Raw genomic sequence first — 23,949 nt, 5'->3', positions numbered from 1 at the left:
TCGGATTTAGAAAGTGATGTTTACGCCTAACTTGAAGATGCGCGGCTGGGGAACGCCGTCGTTATCCTCGCCGTAGAAGCGCGGATCGAGATTGACGCTCGTCTCGGGGTCCCAGCCGGGATAGCGCGAGCAGAGGAAGACGTTGTCGCCCTGGGCATAGACCCGGAGTCCCTTGAGGTGGATTTTCGAAACCAGCCGCTGCGGGAAGGTGTATCCCAGCGTCACCGAGCGCAGGCGGATGAACGAACCGTCGGTCAGGTACATCGTCGAGTTCTTGCCGTTCCAGCCGCTGTACGAGTAGATCGCGCGCGGGTATTTGTCCGACGTGCCGGGTCCCGTCCAGCGGTTGTCGGCATAGGCTTTCAGCAGCGAGCGGGTATGGCCGGGCTTGGAGCCGGGGATCATCCACGACGCATACACGTCGTTTCCGTAGCTGTACGTAAAGAAGAGGCTCAATTCCAGCCCTTTGTACTTGAAGGTGTTGTTCCAGCCGCCCGAGAATTTGGGGTTGGGGTTGCCCGTGACGATACGGTCGTCGTCCGTGATGTTCCCGTCGCCGTTGCGGTCCCAGTACTTGACGTCGCCGGCGCGCACACCCTTGTCGTAGAGCGCCTGCGGCACCTCGCCGTCGTACTGGTAGATGCCGTCCGTGCGGAAGATGTACCACGAACCCACCGTCCGTCCGAGTTTCAGCGCGCGGTTGGCGCCGATCGACAGCAGGTCGTCTTCGAGCAGCGACGTCAGCTTGTTGACGTTGCGGGCGATATTGAACGACGAACTCCACAGCACCTTGCCCAGATTGAGGTGGGTGTTGATCGTGAACTCGACACCCTTGTTGCGCATCGACCCGATGTTGCTCAGGATCGAGGTCTCGCCCGTCGTGGCGTGCACGGGCTTCGAGTAGAGCAGGTTGTTCGTGTTCTTCAGGTAAACGTCGGCGATCATGTTGATCTTGCCGCCCAGGAAGCTCAGGTCGAATCCGGCGTTGTACTGGTCGGCGGTCTCCCACGTCAGACGGTCGTTGCCGCTCGACGAAATGGCAATGCCGCTCTGGCCGCCGTAGTTGACGCCGCCGCTGATCAGGGCCTGCCAGCCGTAGTTGCTGATTCCGTCCTGGTTACCCGTGCGGCCATAGCTGGCGCGGATCTTCAGGTCGGTCTTCTCGGCGTTCCAGAACGACTCGTTCGAGACGTTCCAGCCGACCGACACCGAGGGGAACCAGCCCCAGCGGCAGTCGGGCGCGAAGCGCGACGAACCGTCGGTACGGATCGTGGCATTGACCACGTAACGGTCCTTGTAGGCGAGGCTCAAACGGGCGAAATAGGATTCGATGGCATATTCCGACAGTCCGGCGCTGGCATCGACGATGTTGGCGGCCACGCTCGCCACGTCGAACGCCGGCGAGGGATAGTTCTGCGCATCAATGTACGACGTGCGGCTCCTGGTCTTGAGGAACGAGTGACCCACCATGGCCCCGAGTTCGAAATCTTCGCCGATCTTGCGGTTATAGTTGGCGTAGAGGTCGATCGTGTTGGTCATCACGAACCGGTTCCGGTCCAGGATGCGGCCCTTGTCGGCGGCATAGGGGTGGTTCTGATTGTAATAGATGTAGTCATAGGTGTAGGCCGAGTCGTTGTTGTACGACGCCCTGACCGTCAGGCCCTTGATGATCTGCGCCTCGGCCCAGAACGAACCGATGAAGCGGTAGTTGTCCGTATAGGAGGTCTCCTCGGAGAGAATCTGCACGGCATTGTGCAGCAGCAGTTCGTCGGTTCCGCCCGTGTAATAGCCGCCGTTGGGTTTGTAGGGACGGTCGAAGGGACGCTGCTGCACGGCGCGTCCGATGATCGTCGATCCGAGATTGGCTCCCGGGATACGGTTGTTGTGCAGGTAGTTGCCGCTGATGTTGGCGCCCACCTTCAGCCATTTGAACATTTCGTGGTTGATGTTCGACTTGAGGTTGACCTTCGAGATGTCGTTCGTCTTGATGACGCCCTCCTGGTAGTTGTAGCTGCCCGAAAGGTAGTATTTGGTCTTGGCGTTGCCGCCCGAAAACGACAGGTCGAGGTAGTGCGACTGCCCGAGCCGGGTGATCAGGTCGAGCCAGTCGGTGTCGGGCATGTCTCCGTAGGGATTGCGGATGGGCTTGACATATCCCGAGCTGTTGACCGTGAAGCCGTTCTGGCGGTTGTAGTTGTCGACGCCCTCGTTGAAGACCTCGACGTACTGCTTCGAACCGACGTATTCGCGGCGCCCGGTGTTGGGAAACTGCGTGATGCTGAAGCCGTAGTTGACCTTGACCTCCGATTTGCCCTCGCGGCCCTGCTTGGTGGTGATCAGCACGACGCCGTTGGTGGCGCGCGAGCCGTAGATCGCGGCCGAAGCGGCGTCCTTCAGCACCTCGATCGACTCGATGTCCGTGAGGTTGAGCGTCGCCAGCGAACTCATGTTCTCGCCGAACGAATAGAGCGACGCCGAGTTGTTCGACAGCGGAATGCCGTCGATCACGTAAAGCGGCTCGTTGCTGGCGCTGAGCGACGACGAACCGCGGATGCTCATCTTCTCGGCCGAGCCGAGGTTACCCGAACTGGTCGAGATCGACACGCCGGCGATGCGGCCCTGAAGGAGTTCCGAGGGCGACATCACGCTGCGCATGTTCTCCTCGGTGGGCTTGAACTGGCTGATGGCGTTGGTCACCAGGCTGCGGCGCTGCGTGCCGTAACCGACCACGACCACCTCGTCGAGGGCCATGTTGTCGTTTTCGAGCCGGACCTCATAGAACCGTGCCGGATCGTCCACCGCAACCTCCCTGGTCTTCAGGCCGAGGTAGGAGACGATCAGGCGGACATCCGTGCGCGCCCCGATCCGTACGGAGAACGAGCCGTCGAGGTCGGTGGTGGCGCCGATCGTCGTGCCGTCGACGATCACCGTGGCGCCGGTGATCGGATTCCCGGCGCTGTCTTTCACGACGCCCTTCACGACGGCATTGACCGAAGCGCGGGCCGCGGCGTCCCGCTTCGCGGGGACGGACATGATGGCGATCATCTTGCCCTCGACGCTGCTCACGACGTTCTGTCCGGCGAACATCTTCCCGACGACCGCGCCGATCTCCTCGTTTTTGACATCGAGGGTGATCTTCTTGTTCACATCGGCATCCTTCGTCTTGATGACGAACGAGTAGCCGTAATCCTTTTGCAGGCGTTCGATCGCCGCCTTGACGGTCGCATTGCGGACCGACAGGCTCACCTTCTGGGCCGAGGCCGCGGAGGCCTGGAACAGGAAGCACAGAAGTGCGGCAAGCGTGATCAAACTTTTGACGGAAGGTAAAAGTTTATTCATTACGTTAAGATTTGAAGTTTTGAGAAATAGGTCATTAAAGATTCCGTTCGTTCTGTGTACTACATGATATGGTTATTTTAGGGGTGGCGATATGTAATATACCTCGGCTTCCCTGCGCACCGAGAAAAGGCGGTCCTTGTTGAGCGCATCGAGGATTTCGTCGAGCGACTCCTCGTTGACGAACGAGGCGTAGTAGGTCTCGTCGCACAGCGATTTGTCCGTGACGACGATCTCGACGGCGAAGTGGCGGCGCAGGTCGGCGACGATGTCGCCCAGGGTCTGCTCCACGAAGAAGAAGTTGTCGTTGTCGATCCAGTTCGCATAGGAATCGGGATCGAAATTGAGGAAGTCGATGTGATTGTTGGTCTTGTTGAAACGGAGGATGTCTCCGGGCTCGAGGGTGAGTTTCCCGTTCATCTTCGACGCCTTGATGCCTACCGACACCTTGCCGCGCACCAGACTCACCTCCGACTTGGCATCCTCCTGATAGGATTTGAGGTTGAACTGCGTGCCGAGCACCTTCACCTCCAGCCGGTCGGCGGAGACGATGAACGGGCGGTCCTCGTCGCGGCGGACGTCGGCGAACATCTCGCCCGACAGGTAGACCTGCCTCATCGAGCGGTTGAACTGCTTGGGATAGATGAGTTTCGTACCGGCGTTGAGCCACACGTGCGTGCTGTCGGGCAGCACGATCTCGCGGCGCTCGCCCATGCCGGCATAGACCTCCACCCACTCGCGCGGGGTGTTGGCCTGATGCCTGTAATGGAGCGCCAGAACGACGGCGGCAACGGCGGCGGCGTATTCGATTATACGGAGGGACCACCGCCACCGCCGGAGGTTACCGCTGCGGGGGGGGGAATTCGGGGCGGGGCATGCCGCGAGGATCGAGTCCAGCTTACGCCGCACGCGCTCCTTGCCCTCGGGATCGTACTCGGTCTCGGTGGCGTCCAGCAGGTCGCTGAACAGCTGGTCCAGCCCCGGGTCCTTCAGCCGCTCCCGCAGCCACATGCGCACCTGCTGCGCCTCGGCTTCCGTGCAGTTGTCCCGCATGTAGGCAAGCAGCTGTTCACGCGACATATTTTTCTTGGTATCCATAGGTTTCGTCTTGTTTTCAGAAGAACAGCACAAAAAAGAGCGTCACGACGGAGATCGTCTTGCGGATCTGCTTGATCGCCAGGTCGACGTGCTTTTCGACCGTGCGGATCGAGAGGTTCAGCGCCCGGGCGATCTCGGCATTGGTCATGTTGCGGTCGTAGCGCATGGCGAATATCTCGCGCCGCTTGTCGGGCATCGAACGCATCACCGAGTCGATGAACCCGACCCGTTCGCGCACGTCCACGTAGTCGTAAATGTCCGTATCGCCGTCGGCGACGTTGAGCATCGCATCGTTGATGTCGCTGCGCAGCATGTTGTACCGCAGCCGCATGTAGTCGAAAAGTTCGTTGCGCGTGGCGACCAGCAGGTAGTTGCGCACCGACAGTTCGGGATTGACCTGCTCCTTGCGCATCCACATTTTGACGAAGACGTTCTGGATGATGTCCTCCGCCACGGAAGAGTCCTTGACGATATGCCTGGCGAAGGTGTGCAGCAGGTCGTAGTAGCGGTCGAAAAGCACTCCGAAGGCTGCCTTGTCGCCGCCGCGCATCATCACGACAAGCTCCGAATCCCGTAAACGATTCTGCATGCCCGTCAGTATTTGCTCATGTCCGTAACCGCATAGGGCGTCCGGCAGGCCTCCAGCGCCGCCCGGATCGCCACCGGGGCGTTGGCGTCGGTAACCGGCGTCGAATAACCCGTCGTCGAGGTGCTGGAGGTCGAATAGCGGTAGCCGTTTCCCTCGACGCTGACGCCCGTGCAGGGCGTGACGAGCGTCCGGAACACCGTCGCGGCGGCCGCGTAACGGCTGATTCCGTAGTCCATGTGGTAGGAGTCGCGCGTGAGGTCCATCCCGTTGTCCCTGTTCAGCGACGAGGTCCGCAGATTCTGGAGCGACGTTCCCGAGGGGATCACGATGTCGATACAGGTCTGGGCGGTGATTTTCCGCACCTGGGCCACGATCGCCTCGAACATCGCCTGCTGGTTGGCGAAATACTTCGGATAATGGGAGTGGTAGGCTCCGTAGGCCTGGGCCATGATGTAGCCGATCGTGGGCCGGTCGAGGGGCTGCGCCTGCTGGATGTAGTCGCAAAGTCCGGAAATCGCGCCCCGCTCGGTCTCGTCCCACTCCCACGCATAGTACGAACCGGTGTGCTCCTGCAACGTCACGATGTCCCACGTATCCGACTCGACGATGCTCTTGAGCGAACGGTTCAGCGTCCCTTCGTTCTCCCACTTCGTCGCTCCCGGCTCGCAGTAATAATAGGTGCAGATGTCCGGCGCGGCATAGTTCTCGAAAAATTCGGGCAGCTTATAGCCGCCGTGATAGGCCCGCACCATCCGGACATGGGTGATTCCGGCGCTTTTCAACATGCCCGGCAGATGCTCCGTGGCATCGACCGTAAAACTGTTGCCGATAAAAAGTATCTTGAGGGATTTGCCTCCCGCCGGCAGCGGCGGGGTGAACGAGCCGTTAAGCTCGCTCCCGATCCGGATCACCTCGCCGTCGGCGAAGACGAAACAGACGTATTTCCCCGTGTCGAGCACGCAGCGCAGCGCAACGGCTCCGTCCGCAGGAGCGGCCGTGCCCGTGTCGGCCCCGTCGAAAGCGATCGTTCCGCCGGCCGTCAGCGTCACCGCGGGCGACGCCCCGCCCCGCAGGGCCTCCGCGTCGGCTTTCACCGGCGTCGCAACGCCGTCGGCCGCCCAGTAACCGCCGCCGTTCACCGTAAAGAAGGGAATCGCCTCTTTCCGAACGCCCCGCGTCGCGGCGCCCTTGAAGCCGAACTTCAGCACCCCTCCGGCGGTCGTCGTCACCGACTCGGCGTAATTGCAGGCTTCAACGCGCGCTTTCAGGTAGGCTTTCATCTCGTCGGTCGAGCCGAACAGGTCGACCGACTCCTCCCCGGAGACCTTTTGGGTGACGGGCACGACGGCCGGTTCCGCACCGCCGTATGCGATCGTCAGCGACGAGGTGCGCTGCTGCGCCAAAGGATTCGCCTGCGCGGTGATTCCGACCTTCGCACTCCCCGTGCCTTCCGCCGGAACGGCTTCCAGCCACTCGTCGTCGCACACGATCGTCCAATGCCCCGTCGTCGAGATGCTCAACTGCAAGGTCGTTTTCCCGGCCTCGAAATTCAGCGAAGCCGGAACCGCATAGAATCTGACATCGGGATTTCCGTCGTCGTCCTTGCCGGAAGAGCAGCCGGCGGCGGCCGCAAACAAGGTGAAAATCAGCAGGTGAAAAAGAAGTTTCTTCATAAGTTCATCAGGTCGGTTATAATAAGTACGAATGAGGCGAACCCTCTACGTAACCGAAAATGCAATTTCACGGAAATGAAACACGGCCCCCGGAACCGGAGCGGTGAATAAGGCGAAATAAAACTCCGGACGGGAACCGGAGGCCTGCTTTCAGCCCCGGTTCCCGTCCGATCGCTCCGTAAGGTCATCCCCGAACGGATTATGGATTCAATCGGTTTATCCGTTTCCGGAACATTCCGGCAAGCTGCCGGTGATTTCGGCCACCCGCCGGGCCGCCATTTCGGGCGTAACGGCTTTCAGGCAGCGGTAGTCGCCGTAGCGGCAGGGCTTGTTGCCGAAGACCGAGCAGGGACGGCACGCCATGTCGGCCTGCAAAACGTTCCCGGACGAAACCCCGTAGCCCAGAAAACCCAGCCCGGGATGCGTCGCGCCCCATACCGACACCACGGGCGTCGCGACGAGCGACGCCAGGTGCATCACCAGCGAATCCATCGTCACCACGCAGTCCAGGTTGGCGATAAGGTCCATCTCCCCGGCGAAACGGACCTTGCCGTACAAGGCCGTGACGTTGGGATACGTGCGTTCCATCTCCTCGGCGAACGCCTGTTCGGCGCCTCCGCCTCCGTGGATGAAAACCCGCCCGTAACGCTCCGAGAGCATCCGCACGAGTTCGCGGCTCTGCTCCTCGGGATAGGTCTTGCCCCGGTGTGCGGAGAAGGGTGCGAAGCCCACCCACACGCCGTGTTTCTCCCCGAAGGGATTGGGGCGGTCCCGGCGCACGGCGGGCGCAGGGTCGTCCAGCACGAATCCCAGCTTCCGGAAAACGTCGCAGTAGCGCAGCACCGTGTGGCGCAACGGCTCCATGCCGCGGCCGCCGCAGCGGATGAACGCCCGTTTCCCGGCGCGCCCCTTGTCGATATGCGCCGCCGGAACGCCGTGCAGACGCATCGCGAGGCGGAACGCCTTCGAGCGCAGCACGTCGTGCACGTCGGCCACGGCGTCCACGCCCAGCCTCCGGGCCTGGGCGGCCAGCCGCCACATTCCCGCCAGGGAGTGATGGGCGCCTTTTACATCGACGTCGAGAAACCCGACATCCAGCCCTGCGAAAAAGGGCCTGAACATGGCCTGCGTGGCCACCGTGACCCGCAGATCGGGATAAGCGGCCGTCAGCGCACGGAGCGCATGCGGCAGCATCGCCACGTCGCCCATCGCCGAGGTGCGCATCACCAGCAGGTGACACGGAACCGGCGCGCCGCTCCCGGCCGCCGCACCGCCCGCTCGTTCCCCGTTCGGGAGGCCGTTCGCCGTCCCCACGCTATTTTTTCTGCCCATAGAGCACCGGATTCAGTGCCGGGTCGTTGTACATTTTCATCTGTTTGTAGGTCTTCATGTACTTGCGGCCCGCCTCGATGTCCTCGATCAGCTCTTCGATGGCCTGCGAAAGGTCGACCTGCTGCGCGAGCAGCACGTCCAGCTTCTTCCGGCAGGCCGCGCGATGCGCGTCGTCCACGTCCGTACGCTCCGCCTCGCGCGCCATGTGGTAAATCTTCAGGGCGAGGATCGACAGGCGGTCGATGGCCCACGCCGGGGTCTCGGTGTTGAGCCGGGCGCCTTCGGCAGGCGTTACGTCCTTGTATTTGTCCAGCAGGTAGGAGTCCACGTACTCCACCATGTCCGTACGGTCCTGATTCGATTTGTCGATGCGGCGCTTGATGAGAAGCGCCTCCGCGGGGTCGATGGCCGGGTCGCGGATAATGTCCTCCAAGTGCCACTGCACCGTGTCGATCCAGTTCTTGTGGTAGAGCAAATGGTCGATCGTGCCCGGCGCGTAGGGATTGTCGATGGGATGGTCCACATCGTCCCAGCGGTGATACTCCTCGATGGACCGGTTGAAAATACGGTTCGCGTTTTCGGTAAACATAGCTTGCGGTTTTATAGTATTATTGGATTTTTCACCGGAAAATCATACCTTTGTCGGTAACGATTAAACAAAGATAATGACTTTTTCCAAAAAAGCAATACTCCTCTCCGGAATTCTCCTCTGCATCTCCGTGCAGCTCGGGGCGCAGGTGCGCCAGACGCGCGAAGAGTACATCAGCCGCTACATGCCCATCGCCATCGCCCACATGGAGCGCTACGGAATCCCCGCGAGCATCACCATGGCGCAGGGAATCCTCGAATCGGACTGCGGCAACAGCCTGCTGTCGATGAAGTCGAACAACCACTTCGGCATCAAGTGCAAGCGCAACTGGACGGGCGACAAGGTCTACCACGACGACGACGCCAAGGGCGAATGCTTCCGCTCCTACCCCTCGGTCGAGGCGTCGTACCGGGACCACGCCGAATTCCTCGACTCGCAGCCCCGCTACGACTCGCTGTTCGCCTACTCCTCCGACGATTACAAGAGCTGGGCGCGGGGTCTCAAGGCCGCGGGCTACGCCACGGCCCCCGACTACGCGCAGCGGCTCATCCGCATCATCGAGGAGAACCAGCTCTTCCTGCTCGACCGGCCCGACGGCGCACGGCTCTACGCCTCGCGCTACGGCCTGAAACGCGACCCCGAAGAGTGGTTCTCGTCGCAGAGCAGCGTGGAGGAACTGGCCCGGACCGAGGGGGCCGTCGACCCGGACAACTACCGCGTGACGATCAACGCCCACCAGGGTTACAACGTCTACGTCACCAACGGCGTGCACTACGTGCTGGCCAAGGAGAACGACACGTTCGAGAACATCGGGCGGAAGTTCCGCCTCTCGCCGCGCAACCTGCGCAAATTCAACGACCTGAAGGACAAGAAGGCCCAGCCGGTGCCGGGCGAGGCGGTCTACATCGAACGCAAGCGGAAACGCTGGGAGGGCAACTCCCGGCACCACATCTGCCGCCAGGGCGAAACGGCCTACTCCGTGGGCCAGTCCTACGCCATCCGCACGCGGTCGATCGAGAAACTCAACAAGCTCCGCAAGGACGAGGAGCTGGCCGCAGGACGCGAAATACGCATAAAATAAAACCTACATACCATGAAAACAACCCCGCTGAGAGCACAGATTCTCGACACCATCATCCGCAAGTCGACACTCAAACAACGGGTTTTCGACAACACCTTCGGAGCGTTCAACTCCCTGAAGGAGACGCTGCTGGAGATGGCCTCGGAGATGGACGACGAACTGGACGGCAAACTCGACCGCCGCGTGAGGCTCGAATACCGCGACCGCGGCAAGTTCGAGGCCCAGTTGCAGGTAGCCAACGACATCCTAATCTTCCAGATGCACACCGACGTCTTCGAGTTCGGCTCCGACCACCTCATCTGGCAAAACCCCTACGTGCAGGCCGACCGCGACAACTCCTACTGCGGACTTATCAACATCTACAACTTCCTGTCCGACTCGTTCAAATTCAACCGCAACGCCGACGAAGGCTACCTGATCGGCCGCATCTTCATCAACCGCGAACGCCGCTACTTCGCCGAAGGCAAGCAGCAGAACTCGATGCGGGCGATGGATTTCGGCAAGTCGGAGATCGGCCAGGAGGCGCTGGTCGCGATTCTCGAATCGGCGATCGGCTTCGCGCTGAACTTCGACCTGCTGATGCCGCCCTACGAGGAGAACAAACGCGTGACGGTGGACCAGTTCAACACCAAGATGGACAACTCGAAGTTCGTGACGGGCAAACGCCTCGGCTACGACTTCGACGTAGAGGACATTTAACGGGCCGAACACGGGAGGGGCTTCCGATTTTCACCGGGTCCCGCGTGCCGCAACGGCGGTTGCGGCACATGATCGCCGCTTTAGCGGCACGCCGTAAATCCGGCCCTTCCCCGAACCCCTCCTCCGGAGGGAACTTGCCGTACCGCGCCCCACGCATCGAACACAACTTTCAACACGTCATTTTCTCTTGAAAACCATTCTTTTCCCGCTAATAACCGCAGCGGCGCTCCTGACGGGCAGCGTCCGCGCCCAGAACGAATACGCCGAAATCGCCCGGCTGCGGGGGCTGAACGAATCGGTGCGCGGCATCCGCTCGATGGCCGACGGCGAACACTACACCACGCTCGAATCGAACGACATCGTCCGTTACAGCTACGCCTCCGCGGCTCCCGGCGAGAGCATGCTCCCCGCGCCCGCGCCGAACCTCGTCATCACCGACTACGCCTTCTCGCCCGACGAGCGGTCGATCCTCATTGCCTCGGGCCGCAAGCCGATCTACCGCCATTCGTACACCACCAGCTATTCACTCGTGCGCGACAACGCCGTGCGCCCCGTCCTGCGCGACGCCGAAGCGCCGCGCGACGCCTCCTTCTCGCCCGACGGGCAGAAGATCGCCTACTCGGACCGCAACGATCTCTACGTCTACGACATCGCCTCCCAGACCACGCGCCGCATCACCGACGACGGGGCGTGGAACGAGGTGATCAACGGCACGACCGACTGGGTCTACGAGGAGGAGTTCGGCGCAACGCGGGCCTACGCCTTCTCGCCCGACAGCCGCCGCATCGCCTACCTGCGTTTCGACGAGAGCGAAGTGCCGCTGATGGAGATGATGCGCTTCGACGGCAAACTCTACAACAGGGCCTATTCGTTCAAATACCCCAAGGCCGGGGAGCGCAACTCCGTGGTCCAGCTCTGGATCGCCGACCTCGAGACCGGCGCCAGGGAGCGCATCGACACGGGCGAGGAGACCGACCAGTACATTCCCCGCATCGGCTGGACGCCCGACGGACGGCCGTGGTACTACCGCCTCAACCGCCGCCAGAACACCTTCGAGATGATCGTCTGCGAACCCCACGGAGCGCAGCGCACGGTCTACGAGGAGCGGGCGCAGCAATATGTCGAGCGCGTGGACGACGGGACCGTGACCTTCGTCGACCGCGACCGTTTCCTCGTGCGGCAGGAGAGCCACACGGGCTTCATGCACCTCTACCTGTACAGCCTCCGCCGGGGCATCCTCGAACAGGTGACCAAAGGCCCGTGGGAGGTGACCCAGCTCGTGGGAACCGACGGCAGGCGCGTGTGGTTCCTCTCGACCGAGACCTCGCCGCTGCGCCGCAACCTGTACAGCGTGCGCCTCGACGGCAAGGACAAACAGCGTCTCACCACGGGCGAGGGCTACTACACCGCAGCCCCGAGCGCCGGGATGAAATACTTCATCACCACCTTTTCCAACGCCTCGACCCCCAACGTCACGGAGGTCTGCGACGCCGCCGGGAAACCCGTCCGCACGCTGGCCGACAGTCGCCGCCTGCGCGAAGAACTGGCCGCCGCCGACCGCCCCGTGAAGGAGTTCTTCACCTTCACGACCGAGCGCGGCGACACGCTCAACGCCTATATGGTCAAGCCCCGCGGCTTCGATCCCTCGCAGCGTTACCCCGTATTGCTGACCCAGTATTCGGGTCCCGGCTCGCAGTCCGTGCGCGACCGCTGGTCACTGGACTGGGAGGACGCCCTCGCCGACAAAGGCTACATCGTGGTCTGCGCCGACGGCCGCGGCACGGGATTCCGGGGCGAAAAGTTCAAGAAACTCACCTACGGACGCCTGGGGGCGCTGGAGGTCGAGGACCAGCTTTCGACCGCCCGCCACATGGCGGCGCAGCCCTGGGTCGACCCTGCGCGCATCGGCATCTACGGCTGGTCCTACGGCGGATTCATGGCCCTGAGCTGTGCGATGAAGGGCCTCGGGCTGTTCAAAATGGCCATCGCCGTGGCTCCCGTCACCTCGTGGCGTTATTACGACACGATCTACACCGAGATCTACAACAACCTTCCGCAGTACAACGCCGCGGGCTACGACGACAATTCGCCGATCAATTTCGCGCGGATGCTCGACGACCGGCGCACGCGGCTGCTGATCATCCACGGCACGGCCGACGATAACGTCCATTTCCAGAACACCGTCGAGATGACCCGGGCGCTCAACCGCGCCGGCAAACAGTACGACATGATGGTGTACCCCGACCAGAACCATTCGATGTTGCCCGACGCAACGGCACACATAAGACAAAAGATGATCGACTACACTCTGAAGAATTTATGACGTACACATTGCAACTCGAAACGCCCGTCGGCCCCGTGACGATCACGGCTACGGGCGAGGCTGTGACGCAGATCCGTTTCGGCACGGCAGTTCCGGAAGGCTCCGCGGCCGTCCCCGAAACCGCCGCCACACCCCTGCTGCTGAAGGCGGCGGCGCAGCTCCGGGAGTATTTCGCCGGCACGCGCCGCGACTTCTCGCTGCCGCTCGCACCCGCCGGAACGCCCTTCCAGCAATCCGTCTGGCAGGCGTTGCAAACCATCCTCTACGGCGAAACCCGCACCTACGGACATATCGCCATGCAGATCGGCCACAACAAATCGTTCCGCGCCGTCGGCATGGCCAACAACCGCAACCCCATCGTCATCGTCATTCCCTGCCACCGCGTCCTGGGTTACGACGGCAAGCTCACGGGCTACGCCGGAGGGCTCGACATCAAGGAGCGGCTGCTCGCCCTGGAAAAGCGGCGATAACGCACCCCGGCGGCAGGCCCGCAAACCCCAATCGCACCCGCACGAAAAAATGCGGGGCACGGTCTCCCGCGCCCCGCATCTGCATATCCCGCCGGGTCAAAGCCCGAACGCAAAGGCGTTGATGCCGTCGTAAACCGCGCTGACGATGCCCAGCAGCAGGACGCCTGCCATGCAGAGCGCGAGGCTGACGCGCGTGTAACGGTCGCTGCGGAACGCCGCGATCGGCGCGTCGCCGGGCATAATGTACATCGCCTTGACGATCAACAGGTAGTAATAGAGCGACACGACCGTGTTGACCAGCGCGATGAAGACCAGCAGGTGGAATCCGCCACTGAAAGCCGCGGCGAAGACGAAGAATTTCGAGAAGAACCCGGCGAAGGGCGGGATTCCCGCCAGCGAGAACAACGCCAGGGTCATCAGCAGCGCCAGGCGGGGATTAGTGCGGGAAAACCCGTTGTAGTCCTCCAGCGAGACCCTGCCGCCGCTGTGCTGCTCGACGGCGGACAGCACGCCGAACACCGCGAGGTTGGCGGCCATGTAGACCAGCACATAGAAGACCAGCGAGGTCATGCCGATGGCGCTGCCGCCGATGACGGCCAGCATGATGTATCCGGCCTGCGAGATGGACGAGAAGGCCATGAAACGCTTGAGGTCCTTCTGCCGGATGGCGAAGAGGTTCGCAACGGTGATGCTCGACACCGTCACGATCCAGAGCAGCGTCTGCCACTGTTCGGTCATCGGGGCGAACACCTTCACGAGCACCGTCAGCAGCACGAACGCCGCAGCGCCCTTCGAGACCACCGAAAGATAGGCAGTCACGTTCGTCGGCGCGCCCTGGTAGGCGTCCGCCGTCCAGAGGTGGAAGGGCACGAGCGAAATCTTGAAGCCGAGCCCCGAGAGGAAGAAGACCAGGGCCATCACCAGCAACGGCGAACCGTCGATGCGGGCGGCCATGTCGCCGAAATAGAGCGTCCCGGTCGTTCCGTAGAGGAACGAGATGCCGTAGAGCATCAGTCCGCTCGAGAACAGCGCGCAGAGGATGTATTTGGCCCCCGCCTCGGCCGAATAGCGTTTGTATTTGTCGAAGGCCACCAGACAGGCCATCGGGACCGAAGCCAGCTCCAGACCGATGAAGAACAGCAGGAAGTTGCCCGCGCCGATCATAAAATACATGCCCAGCAGCGTCGAGAGGGTCAGGATGTAGAATTCGCCCTGCTTGTGGCGCGTGTCCTCGCGGCGCAGCCACGTGTCGGACTGCAGGAAGACGATCAGCGCCCCGACGGAGAGCATGCTTTTAACGATGCCGTCCATCGGCGTATGGCAGAACATGCCGCCGAAGAGTTCGCCCCCCGCAGCCGGAACAAGGTTCACAACCACCTGCACGACCATCAGGCAGCAGACCACGGCCGAAAAGCGGCGGCGTGCGCGCTCCCCGGCCATGAGGTCGTAGAGGAACACGAAGACGAGAATCGCCGTGAGGGTCACTTCGGCCCGCATCAGCGTAAATATCGAGGTGTAATCCATAGTCGCTTAACTCAAAATATGTGCAATGATCTCCGCGACGCTGCCGCGGATCATGTCGCTCACCCACAGCGGCGCCAGACCCATGCCGGCGATGGCGACGACGAGGCAGACGACCGACAGCCGCTCGTCCCACGTGGCGTCCGAAAGCTTCAGGTGCTCGGGATTGTCGCACGTGCCGTAGAGGATTTTCCCGACGACGCGCAGGATGTAGACCGCCGTGATGACGATCGACGTGCAGGCGATGACGGTCACCACGCGGTGGAACGTGTCGGCGTTCATAAACGCGCCGTTGAAGATGGTCATTTCGGCCACGAAGCCGCTCAGGCCCGGCAGCCCGAGGTTGGCCAGACCCGCGATCACATACCCGACCGCGAGGAACGGCATCACCTTCATCAGCCCGCCCAGCTGGCGGATGTCCCGCGTGTGGGTGCGGCCGTAGATCATGCCGATCAGCGCGAAGAAGAGGGCCGTCATCAGGCCGTGGCTCAACATCTGGAGCACGGCGCCCGTACCGGCCGTGGTGTTCATCATCAAAACGGCGAACAGCACCAGTCCGCAGTGCGACACCGAGGAGTAGGCGTTGATGTACTTGAGGTCGGTCTGCACGCAGGCCGAGAAGGCGCCGTAGACGACGGAAATCGTTGTCAGGATGATAAATACCCAGCTCAATTCATGCGCCGCTTCGGGTAAAAGATACATAGCAACCCGGAAACAGCCGTATCCGCCCAGCTTCATCAGCACCCCGGCGTGAAGCATCGACACGGCCGTCGGGGCCGAGGCGTGGCCGTCGGGGCTCCACGTATGGAACGGGAACAGCGCGCCCAGCACGCCGAAACCCATGAACACCAGCGGGAACCAGATGCGCTGCTGGGCAACGGGAATGTTGTTCAGCGCGGCGATCTCCTGAATGTTCATCGTCGTGGCGCCCGCACCGAAGTAGATGCCCAGAATGCCGATCAGCAGCAACGCCGAACCGCCCATGAGCATCAGCGTCAGTTTCATGGCGGCGTATTCCTTGCGCCCGCTGCCCCAGACGCCGATCAGCAGGTACATCGGGATCAGCGCCACCTCGTAGAACAGGAACATCGTGAAGAGGTCGACCGAAATGAAGAACCCGAACACCCCCACGCTCAACAGGCAGAACCAGAGGAAGTAGGCTTTGACGTCGGTCTTCATCTGCCACGAGGCGAACGTGCCCGTGAAGACGATGACGGCTGACAGCAGGAGCATTGCCACCGAAATGCCGTCGACGCCCACGGCGTAGTGGATGTTGAGCGGCGCATACCAGACGCGGCTTTCGGTGAAGAGCATCTGCGCCGTCTCGCCCGCGCCGCGCAGCCCGAGGTACTGCACCACGAGCACGACGGCCAGCGCCACGAGCAGCGAAGAGCCTGCGACCATCACCGTGTGAATCTGCCGCGTGGACTTCGAGAGCCACAGACCCAGCATCATCACGAGCGGAACGGCGGGAAACAGAGATAGTATATTCATAACTCGTTCGGATTAACAGATTAGAAGAATCAGGATCGTGAGGCCCAGCGCACCGCCGAGGAACCAGATGCAGTAACGCTGCACGCTGCCGCTCTGCATGTCGCGGATGAGCCAGGCGGCGCCGTTGGCGCCCCAGGCGAGGAGATTCATAAAGCCGTCGACCACATGGCGGTCGAACCACGCAATGGGCGTCGAGATGCAGGCGAAAATCACCCGGTGGGTGATGAACTGGTAGACCTCGTCGATGTAGAACCGGCGATAGGCCGCGCGGTGCAGGCCGCTGAACGTCGCGGCCAGCCTGTCGGCCACGGGCTGCCGGTCGCGGGCGTACATCCACGTCGCCAGCGCGATGGCCGCAGCGGCGACGCAGAGGCTCACGGCGGCAACGCTCCGGTCGATATGGATGACATAGGGCGCGCCGTCACTCGACACGAACTCCCCGAAGGGGATGAATCCCGCCACGCAGGTCACCGCCGCCAGAAACACCAGCGGCAGGGTCATCGTCAGCGGAGCCTCGTGCGGCTTGTGCGCCGCATGCAGTTCGCGATTCTCCGCGCCCCAGAAAACACCGTAATAGAGCCGGAACATGTAGAAGGCCGTAAGTCCCGCGATGGCGGTCATCACCCACCCCATGACGGGTGAGAAGGCGAAGCAGGCCGTCAGGATCTCGTCCTTCGAGAAGAAACCGCTCAAGGGCCAGATCCCCGCGATGGCGAGGCACGCCACGAGGAACGTCAAGTGGGTCAGCGGCATGTAGCGGCGCAGGCCGCCCATGGCCGACATCTCGTTGGAGTGCACGGCATGGATGATGCACCCCGCGCCGAGGAACAGCAGGGCCTTGAACATGGCGTGGGTGAAGAGGTGGAACATCGAGGCCATGTAACCCAGCCCTCCGGCGTGCGGGTCGGCCGAGGTCGAGACGCCCAGCGCCACGAGCATGAACCCGATCTGCGAAATGGTGCTGAACGCCAGCACACGCTTGATGTCGCTCTGCACACAGGCCACGACGGCGGCGTAAAACGCCGTGAAGGCCCCGACATAAGCCGTCCAATGCAGCACTTCGGGCGCATAGCCGATGAAGAGCGGAAACATCCGCGCCACGAGGTAGACGCCCGCCACGACCATCGTCGCGGCATGGATCAGCGCCGACACGGGCGTGGGACCCTCCATGGCGTCGGGCAGCCAGATGTGCAGCGGGAACATGGCGCTCTTGCCCGCGCCGCCGACGAACATCAGTCCCAGCGCCAGCGGGATCATCGCCCCGGCGGCCACCAGCGCGTGCGTCTCGGGCGTGAAGGAGAAGGTCCCGGCGTAGTAGCCGTAGATCAGGATGCCTATCAAGAAGCCCAGGTCGGCGAAGCGCGTCACGATGAAGGCCTTCTTCGAAGCGGCCACGGCCTCCTTCTTCGTATAGTAGAAGCCGATCAGCAGGTAGGAGCTGACGCCCACCAGCTCCCAGAAGAGGTACATCTGGAAGATGTTGGTCGCCACGACCAGCCCGATCATGCTCATCGTGAAGAGCGACAGAAAGGCATAGTAACGCTGGAAGCCCCGCTCGCCCTTCATGTAGCCCAGCGAATAGATGTGGACCATCAGCGACACCGTGGAGATCACCACGAGCATCATCACCGAGATCGGGTCGAGCAGAATGCCCAGGTCGATGTGCAGCGCACCGCCGATGGGCAGCCACACGGCGTTCCAGGGGATCAGCGTCGGAAACACGCCCGCGGCATCGCGCCCGGCCGAGAAGTATTCGAAAGCCGTCCAATAGCTCAACAGCGCCACGACGGCCAGCACGGCCGTGCCCACGGCGCCCGCCGCCGCGGGACGCATCTTCATGCCCGCAAGCCCCAGCACGAGGAAACTCGCCAGCGGAAGCAACAGAATCAGAATCGTATATTCCATAGAAGATCGTTTTTTCGCACCGTTACCACTTCATTTCCCGCAGGCTCCGGGCGCCGATGTTGCGGATGTTGCGGTAGATATTGATGATGATGGCGATGGCCACGGCGGTCTCCGCGGCGCTGATTCCGATGGCGAACAGGGCGAAGAAGAACCCTTCGAGCTGCTCGGGGAAGAGGAAGCGGTTGAAGACCACGAAATTGATGTCCACCGAGTTGAGAATCAGCTCGACCGAAATCAGCATCGCCAGCAGGTTGCGGCGCGTGACGAATCCGTAAATGCCCACGAACATCATCACCGTGGAGACAATCAGGTAATATTCCATGTGTATCATAGTCGTGTTTTTTAGCGTTTGCGCGCGATGAGGATGCCGCCGACGATGCAGGCCAGCAGCAGCAGGCTGATCACCTCGAACGGCAGGATGTAACCGTATTTTCCGCTGCTCATCAGCGCGTGGCCGATGGTCCGCACGTGCAGTTCGCCGTGCTCGAAATGCGAGGGCAGGAAGTCGTGGCGGAGCGTTATCCAGAGGCAGATGCCCAGGCTGGCCAGCGCGGCGCCCAGCCCCACGAAGAGCTTGTAGCCCTTCAGGTCCTCGGCCTTGTCGCCCTGGCTCGACGTCAGGAGGATCGAGAAGACGTAGAGCACCGTGATGCCGCCGGCGTAGATCAGCAGCTGCACCGCCCCGAGGAACGAGTAGTTGAGCTGGAAGTAGATGCCCGCCGTACCGAAGAGCACGAACAGCAGGTAGGTCGCGGCGCGCAGGATGCGCCGGGTCGTCACGGCGAGAATCGCGCTGACGCCGATGAACAGCGCCAGGACCGTGAAAACGATCAATTCGAGTGTTATTTCCATGACTTACTGTTTGTTGAGTTGTTTGACGAGCTTTTCGCGCGTGTAGACGGCGTGCTCGAAATCGGTCGAGAAGCGGATCGCGCCGGTCGGGCAGGCATTGACGCACAGGTGGCAGAACATGCACGACCCCAGGTCGTACTCATAGCGCACCAGCCGTTTTTTTGTCTTGCCCGTCCCGGGGTCGGCGACCGTCTCGGTCGTGAGGCGGATGGTCCCGTTGGGGCAGGCCGACTGGCACAGCCCGCAGGCGATGCACCTGTTGCGCCCCTCGGCGTCGTGGGGCATCGTCAGAGAGCCGCAGAAACGGTCGTACATCTTCAGCGTGGCCCGGTTTTCGGGATACTGCTCGGTGATCTTGGGCGTGAAGAACTCGCGCCCCGTCACTTTAAGTCCGGTCAAAAGGGTTCCCAGTCCGTGGAAAAGGCCTTTGATATAGCTACTCATAACTAAAAATGCAGTTTAAAGACGACGACAATGACCATCAGCAACAGGTTCGCCAGCCCGATGGGAACGAGGTATTTCCATTCGAGCGTCAGGATCTGGTCGATGCGCAGGCGCGGAAAGGTCCACTTGATCCACATGAGCAGCCACACCACGAAAAACGCCTTGGCGAAGAACCACACGAAACCCGGAATGCAGTCCATCACGGCGTTGAAGCCCTCCCAGCCCGCAATGTGCAGCGGCATCCAGCCTCCGAGGAAGATGGTGGCGGCGACGCCCGCGACGATGAACAGGTTGACGAACTCGGCAACGTAGAACAGCCCGAAGTGCATGCCCGAATACTCGGTGTGGTAGCCCGCCGTCAGCTCCGACTCGGCCTCCGGGAGGTCGAACGGGCCGCGGTTGACCTCGGCGTTGCCGGCGATGAGGTAGATCACGAAGGCGATCAGCGCCGGAATGTGGCCCTTGAAAAGGAACCACCCGTCGGCCTGCCGGGCCACGATCTCGGAGAACTGCATGGTGTCGGTCAGCACGATGATCGTGAGGATCGAGAGGCCGATGGAAAGCTCGTAGGAGATCATCTGCGCACCGCTGCGCATGGCGCCGATGAGCGAATACTTGTTGTTGGAACTCCACCCCGCCAGCAGAATGCCGACCACACCGATCGACGAGGCGGCCATCATAAAGAAGACGCCCACGTTGAAATCCAGCACCTCCAGCCCCTTGTTGACCGGCAGACAGGCGAAGGCCAGCACCGAGGCGAGGATGACGATATAGGGCGCGAGGTTGTAGAGGAACTTGTCCGAACGGCGGATGGTGATGATCTCCTTGGTGAGCATCTTGAAGACATCGCAGATGACCTGCACCGTACCCCACGGACCCACGCGCATCGGCCCGAGGCGGCATTGGAAGGCCGCGCAGACCTTGCGTTCCATGAAGATCATCAGGATGGCGATCACGGTGTACATCAGCAGCAGACAGCCGCCGACGATCACGCATTCGATGAAAACGGCCAGCCCGAGGGGCATCAGCGAGGTCAGCAGCCCGTGGACCCAGCTCGTAATTATAGAAAAGTCGAACATAGCAATACAATTTTTCGCTATTACAGATTATGGCACAACCGTCCGAAACGCCAATTTTGCCGCGCAGCGGCACCAAGTCCCTCCCCGAGGGAGGGGTTTGGGGTGGGGTCGGACTTGCAAACGACGCCGCAGGCGGCGAAAACGCCATTCGACAGCGTGATATGATGCATCATGGTCATAGAGTCTCTTTTATCTGTCAATATCCGGAACCACGTAATCCAGCGTGCCGCCGATGGCGATCAGGTCGGCGATCTTCGTCCCCCGGGCGATGGTCTCCAGGCAAGAGACGAGCGGCAGACCCGTCGAGCGGAACTTCATGCGGTAGGGGAACTTGTCGCCCCGGCTCTCGATGAAGACCCCGAACTCGCCGCGGCTTCCCTCGACGGCGGCGTAGTAGCTGCCCTCGGGAATGCGGATCACGGGCTTCATCTTCAACTGGTATTCGCCTTCGGGAATGTTGTCGATCAACTGCTCGATGATGTGCATGCTCTGCTCGATCTCCCGCATGCGGACCATGTAGCGGGCCAGGCAGTCGCCCTCGGTGAAGAGCACCTCCTCGAAATCCACCTTGCCGTAAACGGCGTAGGGATGGCGCTTGCGCACGTCGCAGGCCCACCCTGCGGCGCGGCCCGTGCCGCCCGTGGCGCCGAACGAAATGGCATCCTCGCGCGTCAGCACGCCGGTGCCTTTCAGACGCTCCTGCGCGATGACGTTGCCCGTGAAAATCTCGTGGTACTCGCGCAGCACGGGACGCATGTAGGCGATGAACTCCTTGACCTTGCGCACGAAATCGGGATGGATGTCGGCCTGCACGCCGCCGATGGTGTTGTAAGTCTGGATCAGGCGGCCGCCGGTGGTCTGCTCCAGGATGTCGAGCACCTTCTCGCGGTCGCGGAAACCGTAGAAGAAGGCCGTCAGCGCGCCCATGTCCATGCACAGGCAGGCGAAGAAGAGCAGGTGCGAATCAATGCGCTGCAACTCGTCCATGATCGTGCGGATGTACTGCACGCGCTCCGGCACCTCGACGCCCAGCCCCTTTTCGATGCACATGCAGAGGGCGTGGCGGTTCTGCGACGCCCCGAGGTAGTCGAGACGGTCCGTCAGGGCGAGGGTCTGGGGATAGGTCAGCTCCTCGCACATCTTCTCGATGCCGCGGTGGATGTAGCCGCAGTGCACGTCGAGTTTTTTAATGATCTCGCCTTCGAGCGACACGCGGAAGCGCAGCACGCCGTGCGTGGCCGGGTGCTGGGGACCGACGTTGATGACGTACTCCGCCTCCTCGAAAAGCACGTTGCGCCCGCGTATGAAACTGCCGTCGGGCTGCAACTCGAAGGTCGGGGCGCTGTCCTTCGACACCTCGTTGCTCATGCGGAGCGGGTTCGACGCCGGATCGTAGTCCTTGCGCAGGGGATGTCCCACCCAATCGTCGCGCAGGTACAGCCGCCGCATGTCGGGATGGTTCAGGAAACGGATGCCGAAGTAGTCGAACGCCTCGCGCTCGTTCAGCTCGGCGGCCTTCCACAGGTCACACACCGAGGGCAGGACCGGGCGTTCGCGTTCCGGAGTCAGCGTCCGCACCACGACGTTCTCGCCCGTCGAGGTGGCTTCGAGGTGGTACACCACGCCGAAGCCCTCTTCGCCCCAGTCCATGCCCGTGAGGCTGCGCAGGAAATCGAAGCCTTCGGCCTTCAGGCGTTCGGCCACCCCGCGGAAAGCTTCCGCCGGCACGGTGAACATCCCCTCGCCGGCCTCCGACCACACGGCCGCAGGCTCCCAGGCCTTCATTTTATCTGTCAGGGTCATAATTCTCGTTTTTCTTCGTCCACATTCAAATCGTTCTTCTCCGCCGTCAGGTCGCTCCGCAGCAGCCGTTCGTACTCCTCGCGGCCGATCTGCCGGTTCACGCCGCCGAAGAAGCGTTGCAGTTTCACCTTGCGCTGGAGCTGCATCAGTCCGTAGAGCATCGCCTCGGGACGCGGCGGACATCCGGGGATGTAAACGTCGACGGGCAGAATCCGGTCCACGCCGTTGACCACGTGGTACGACTTCTTGAACGGACCGCCGCTGATGGCGCAGCCGCCCACGGCGATCACGTATTTGGGATCGGCCATCTGGTCGTAAAGGCGCCTGAGCACCGGGACCATCTTGTGCGTGATGGTTCCGGCGACCATGATGAAGTCGGCCTGGCGCGGGGAGGCGCGGGCCACTTCGAACCCGAACCGGGCGAAGTCGTAGCGCGCGGCGCCCACGGCCATGAATTCGATGCCGCAGCAGCTCGTGGCGAACGTCAGGGGCCAGAGGCTGTTGCTGCGCCCCCAGTTGATCACCTCGTCGAGACATCCCGCCACCACATGGGTTCCGTTCTCGCGCAGTTCGCGCACCATCTGTTCGAGGTATTCGTTGTCGTTGAAGTCTTCGTACTTCATCGACTTGATTTTCGGTCTCTTTATTTCCATTCCAAAGCTCCTTTCCGCCATGCGTAGGCAAGGCCCAGAATCAGTACCACCAAAAAGAAGAGAATGCTCACCAGTCCGTAGACGCCCAGTTCCTGCACGACGACGGCCCACGAAAAGAGGAACACCGTCTCGACGTCGAACATCAGGAAGAGGATGGCGAAGAGGTAGTAACCCACCTTGAACTGCATCCACGAACGTCCGCGCGTCGGGATGCCGCACTCGTAAGCCTCGCCCTTCTGGGGGTTGTACGAACGCGGCGACACGGCGCGGGCGATGCCCAGCGCGACTGCGACCAGCGCAATGGCCGTAAGGATGACGACCACCAATAGCGTGAAATACATAGATATGTTGTTTTACGATTTTTAATTCCGGCACGACGAACGCACGCACGCCCCGCGGACGGCAAAGCCCCGGAAACATGCGGCAGGTAAAACGGCGGAAAAGGCTAAATCAGAATGCGCCCCAGAGAGAAGACGTAGTAATCCACGGCGTCGGGGTGCAAAGCCGGGGAATAGGTCCGCATTGCGGTACGGAGGCCGAAAGCGGCATCACAGGCGACGCGCGCGCCGGCAAGCTGCCGCACGGCGGCCTTATGGTCCGAAGGAGCTGCGGGAGCCTCGATCGAGACGGCGCAGGGACAGATCGCGGCGGAGAAATAATTGCATGCCGCGGCGTGCGAACCGGCAACCGAGGATTGCGTCAGGGCAGGGCGCACGCTCTCCGCGCCGCTGCGGAACGACGTATCCTCCAGACTCCCCGCCAAGGCGAAGAGCAACAGGATCAATGCCAATTGAATTCTCTCCTGCATCCGGTCCGAATCATAAATTTCTACGCTGCGAAGATACACTCTTTTACGCAGAAAAGCACATTGGCAAACCAAAAAGATCACAAAATGACGAATTTTGAAAGCAAAAGTACAACAAATCCTCAAAACGGGCAAATAAGCGTAGTGGTATTGACAATCAGGCTGTTTTTCGTTTCGGTTCGCCCTGTAGAAGCTTTCGAATG

Annotated in this window: 21 protein-coding genes; 4 read left to right on the top strand and 17 right to left on the bottom strand. The window is 61.7% G+C overall.

Features of this window, described 5'->3' with window-relative positions:
• Window positions 1-6: 6 nt before the first annotated feature.
• The 6 genes from BHV64_RS05855 to BHV64_RS05830 form a co-directional block, all read right to left on the bottom strand.
• Window positions 7-3,339, bottom strand: a complete 3,333-nt coding sequence (locus BHV64_RS05855; protein WP_288115643.1) for a TonB-dependent receptor — start codon at window positions 3,337-3,339, stop codon at window positions 7-9.
• 72 nt (window positions 3,340-3,411) lie between these two features.
• A complete protein-coding gene (locus BHV64_RS05850) occupies window positions 3,412-4,434 on the bottom strand; it encodes a FecR family protein (protein WP_015547419.1) in 1,023 nt (340 codons plus the stop codon).
• A 16-nt stretch (window positions 4,435-4,450) separates the two neighbouring features.
• The gene (locus tag BHV64_RS05845) at window positions 4,451-5,023 is read right to left on the bottom strand and encodes an RNA polymerase sigma-70 factor (RefSeq protein ID WP_044054475.1); all 573 of its coding nucleotides are present in this window, start codon (window positions 5,021-5,023) and stop codon (window positions 4,451-4,453) included.
• 5 nt (window positions 5,024-5,028) lie between these two features.
• Window positions 5,029-6,696 carry a DUF4886 domain-containing protein gene (locus BHV64_RS05840; RefSeq protein ID WP_288115642.1) on the bottom strand — a complete coding sequence of 556 codons (1,668 nt, stop codon included), beginning with the start codon at window positions 6,694-6,696 and terminating at the stop codon, window positions 5,029-5,031.
• Window positions 6,697-6,912: 216 nt separating this feature from the next.
• Window positions 6,913-8,028 (bottom strand): glycosyltransferase family 9 protein, encoded by a 1,116-nt coding sequence (locus BHV64_RS05835; RefSeq protein ID WP_022061770.1) that lies wholly within the window; start codon window positions 8,026-8,028, stop codon window positions 6,913-6,915.
• Window positions 8,012-8,617 (bottom strand): DUF4254 domain-containing protein, encoded by a 606-nt coding sequence (locus BHV64_RS05830; RefSeq protein ID WP_015547417.1) that lies wholly within the window; start codon window positions 8,615-8,617, stop codon window positions 8,012-8,014. Before BHV64_RS05830 ends, BHV64_RS05835 begins: the two co-directional genes overlap by 17 nt.
• A 76-nt stretch (window positions 8,618-8,693) precedes the next feature.
• Here BHV64_RS05830 and BHV64_RS05825 point away from each other — a divergent pair, with 76 nt between their 5' ends.
• The 4 genes from BHV64_RS05825 to BHV64_RS05810 all read left to right on the top strand — a co-directional run bounded on the left by BHV64_RS05825 (window position 8,694) and on the right by BHV64_RS05810 (window position 13,190).
• Window positions 8,694-9,698 (top strand): glucosaminidase domain-containing protein, encoded by a 1,005-nt coding sequence (locus BHV64_RS05825; protein WP_015547416.1) that lies wholly within the window; start codon window positions 8,694-8,696, stop codon window positions 9,696-9,698.
• A gap of 12 nt (window positions 9,699-9,710) precedes the next feature.
• The gene (locus tag BHV64_RS05820; protein WP_288115641.1) at window positions 9,711-10,397 is read left to right on the top strand and encodes a hypothetical protein; all 687 of its coding nucleotides are present in this window, start codon (window positions 9,711-9,713) and stop codon (window positions 10,395-10,397) included.
• 187 nt (window positions 10,398-10,584) lie between these two features.
• The gene (locus tag BHV64_RS05815; RefSeq protein WP_168948916.1) at window positions 10,585-12,720 is read left to right on the top strand and encodes a S9 family peptidase; all 2,136 of its coding nucleotides are present in this window, start codon (window positions 10,585-10,587) and stop codon (window positions 12,718-12,720) included.
• Complete coding sequence (locus BHV64_RS05810; protein WP_168948917.1) at window positions 12,717-13,190, top strand: methylated-DNA--[protein]-cysteine S-methyltransferase; 474 nt, start codon at window positions 12,717-12,719, stop codon at window positions 13,188-13,190. Before BHV64_RS05815 ends, BHV64_RS05810 begins: the two co-directional genes overlap by 4 nt.
• Window positions 13,191-13,286: 96 nt before the next feature.
• Here BHV64_RS05810 and BHV64_RS05805 read toward each other — a convergent pair whose 3' ends face one another.
• The 11 genes from BHV64_RS05805 to BHV64_RS05755 form a co-directional block, all read right to left on the bottom strand.
• Window positions 13,287-14,714 (bottom strand): NADH-quinone oxidoreductase subunit N, encoded by a 1,428-nt coding sequence (locus BHV64_RS05805; protein WP_217726796.1) that lies wholly within the window; start codon window positions 14,712-14,714, stop codon window positions 13,287-13,289.
• Window positions 14,715-14,720: 6 nt separating this feature from the next.
• Window positions 14,721-16,205, bottom strand: a complete 1,485-nt coding sequence (locus BHV64_RS05800; RefSeq protein ID WP_195580007.1) for a complex I subunit 4 family protein — start codon at window positions 16,203-16,205, stop codon at window positions 14,721-14,723.
• 12 nt (window positions 16,206-16,217) lie between these two features.
• The gene (gene nuoL / locus BHV64_RS05795) at window positions 16,218-18,110 is read right to left on the bottom strand and encodes an NADH-quinone oxidoreductase subunit L (RefSeq protein WP_217726798.1); all 1,893 of its coding nucleotides are present in this window, start codon (window positions 18,108-18,110) and stop codon (window positions 16,218-16,220) included.
• A 22-nt stretch (window positions 18,111-18,132) separates the two neighbouring features.
• The gene (gene nuoK / locus BHV64_RS05790; protein ID WP_022061764.1) at window positions 18,133-18,441 is read right to left on the bottom strand and encodes an NADH-quinone oxidoreductase subunit NuoK; all 309 of its coding nucleotides are present in this window, start codon (window positions 18,439-18,441) and stop codon (window positions 18,133-18,135) included.
• A gap of 11 nt (window positions 18,442-18,452) precedes the next feature.
• Complete coding sequence (locus BHV64_RS05785) at window positions 18,453-18,962, bottom strand: NADH-quinone oxidoreductase subunit J family protein (RefSeq protein WP_015547410.1); 510 nt, start codon at window positions 18,960-18,962, stop codon at window positions 18,453-18,455.
• A 3-nt stretch (window positions 18,963-18,965) separates the two neighbouring features.
• Entirely contained in the window at window positions 18,966-19,406 is a 441-nt protein-coding gene (locus BHV64_RS05780; RefSeq protein ID WP_022061763.1) for a NuoI/complex I 23 kDa subunit family protein, read from the bottom strand.
• A gap of 2 nt (window positions 19,407-19,408) precedes the next feature.
• Entirely contained in the window at window positions 19,409-20,485 is a 1,077-nt protein-coding gene (gene nuoH / locus BHV64_RS05775) for an NADH-quinone oxidoreductase subunit NuoH (RefSeq protein WP_015547409.1), read from the bottom strand.
• A gap of 189 nt (window positions 20,486-20,674) precedes the next feature.
• Complete coding sequence (locus BHV64_RS05770; protein ID WP_195580024.1) at window positions 20,675-22,222, bottom strand: NADH-quinone oxidoreductase subunit C; 1,548 nt, start codon at window positions 22,220-22,222, stop codon at window positions 20,675-20,677.
• A gap of 62 nt (window positions 22,223-22,284) precedes the next feature.
• Window positions 22,285-22,941, bottom strand: coding sequence for an NADH-quinone oxidoreductase subunit B (locus tag BHV64_RS05765; protein WP_288115640.1), 657 nt, complete (start codon window positions 22,939-22,941; stop codon window positions 22,285-22,287).
• Window positions 22,932-23,282, bottom strand: a complete 351-nt coding sequence (locus BHV64_RS05760) for an NADH-quinone oxidoreductase subunit A (RefSeq protein WP_009599057.1) — start codon at window positions 23,280-23,282, stop codon at window positions 22,932-22,934. Before BHV64_RS05760 ends, BHV64_RS05765 begins: the two co-directional genes overlap by 10 nt.
• A 104-nt stretch (window positions 23,283-23,386) precedes the next feature.
• Entirely contained in the window at window positions 23,387-23,749 is a 363-nt protein-coding gene (locus BHV64_RS05755) for a hypothetical protein (protein WP_022061758.1), read from the bottom strand.
• Between the last annotated feature and the right edge of the window lie 200 nt (window positions 23,750-23,949).

The organism is Alistipes sp. 56_sp_Nov_56_25 (assembly GCF_001915285.1).
Lineage (GTDB): Bacteria > Bacteroidota > Bacteroidia > Bacteroidales > Rikenellaceae > Alistipes > Alistipes shahii.
The sequence above is the reverse complement of the archived record's forward strand: the minus strand, read 5'-3'. Positions and strand labels throughout refer to the sequence as shown.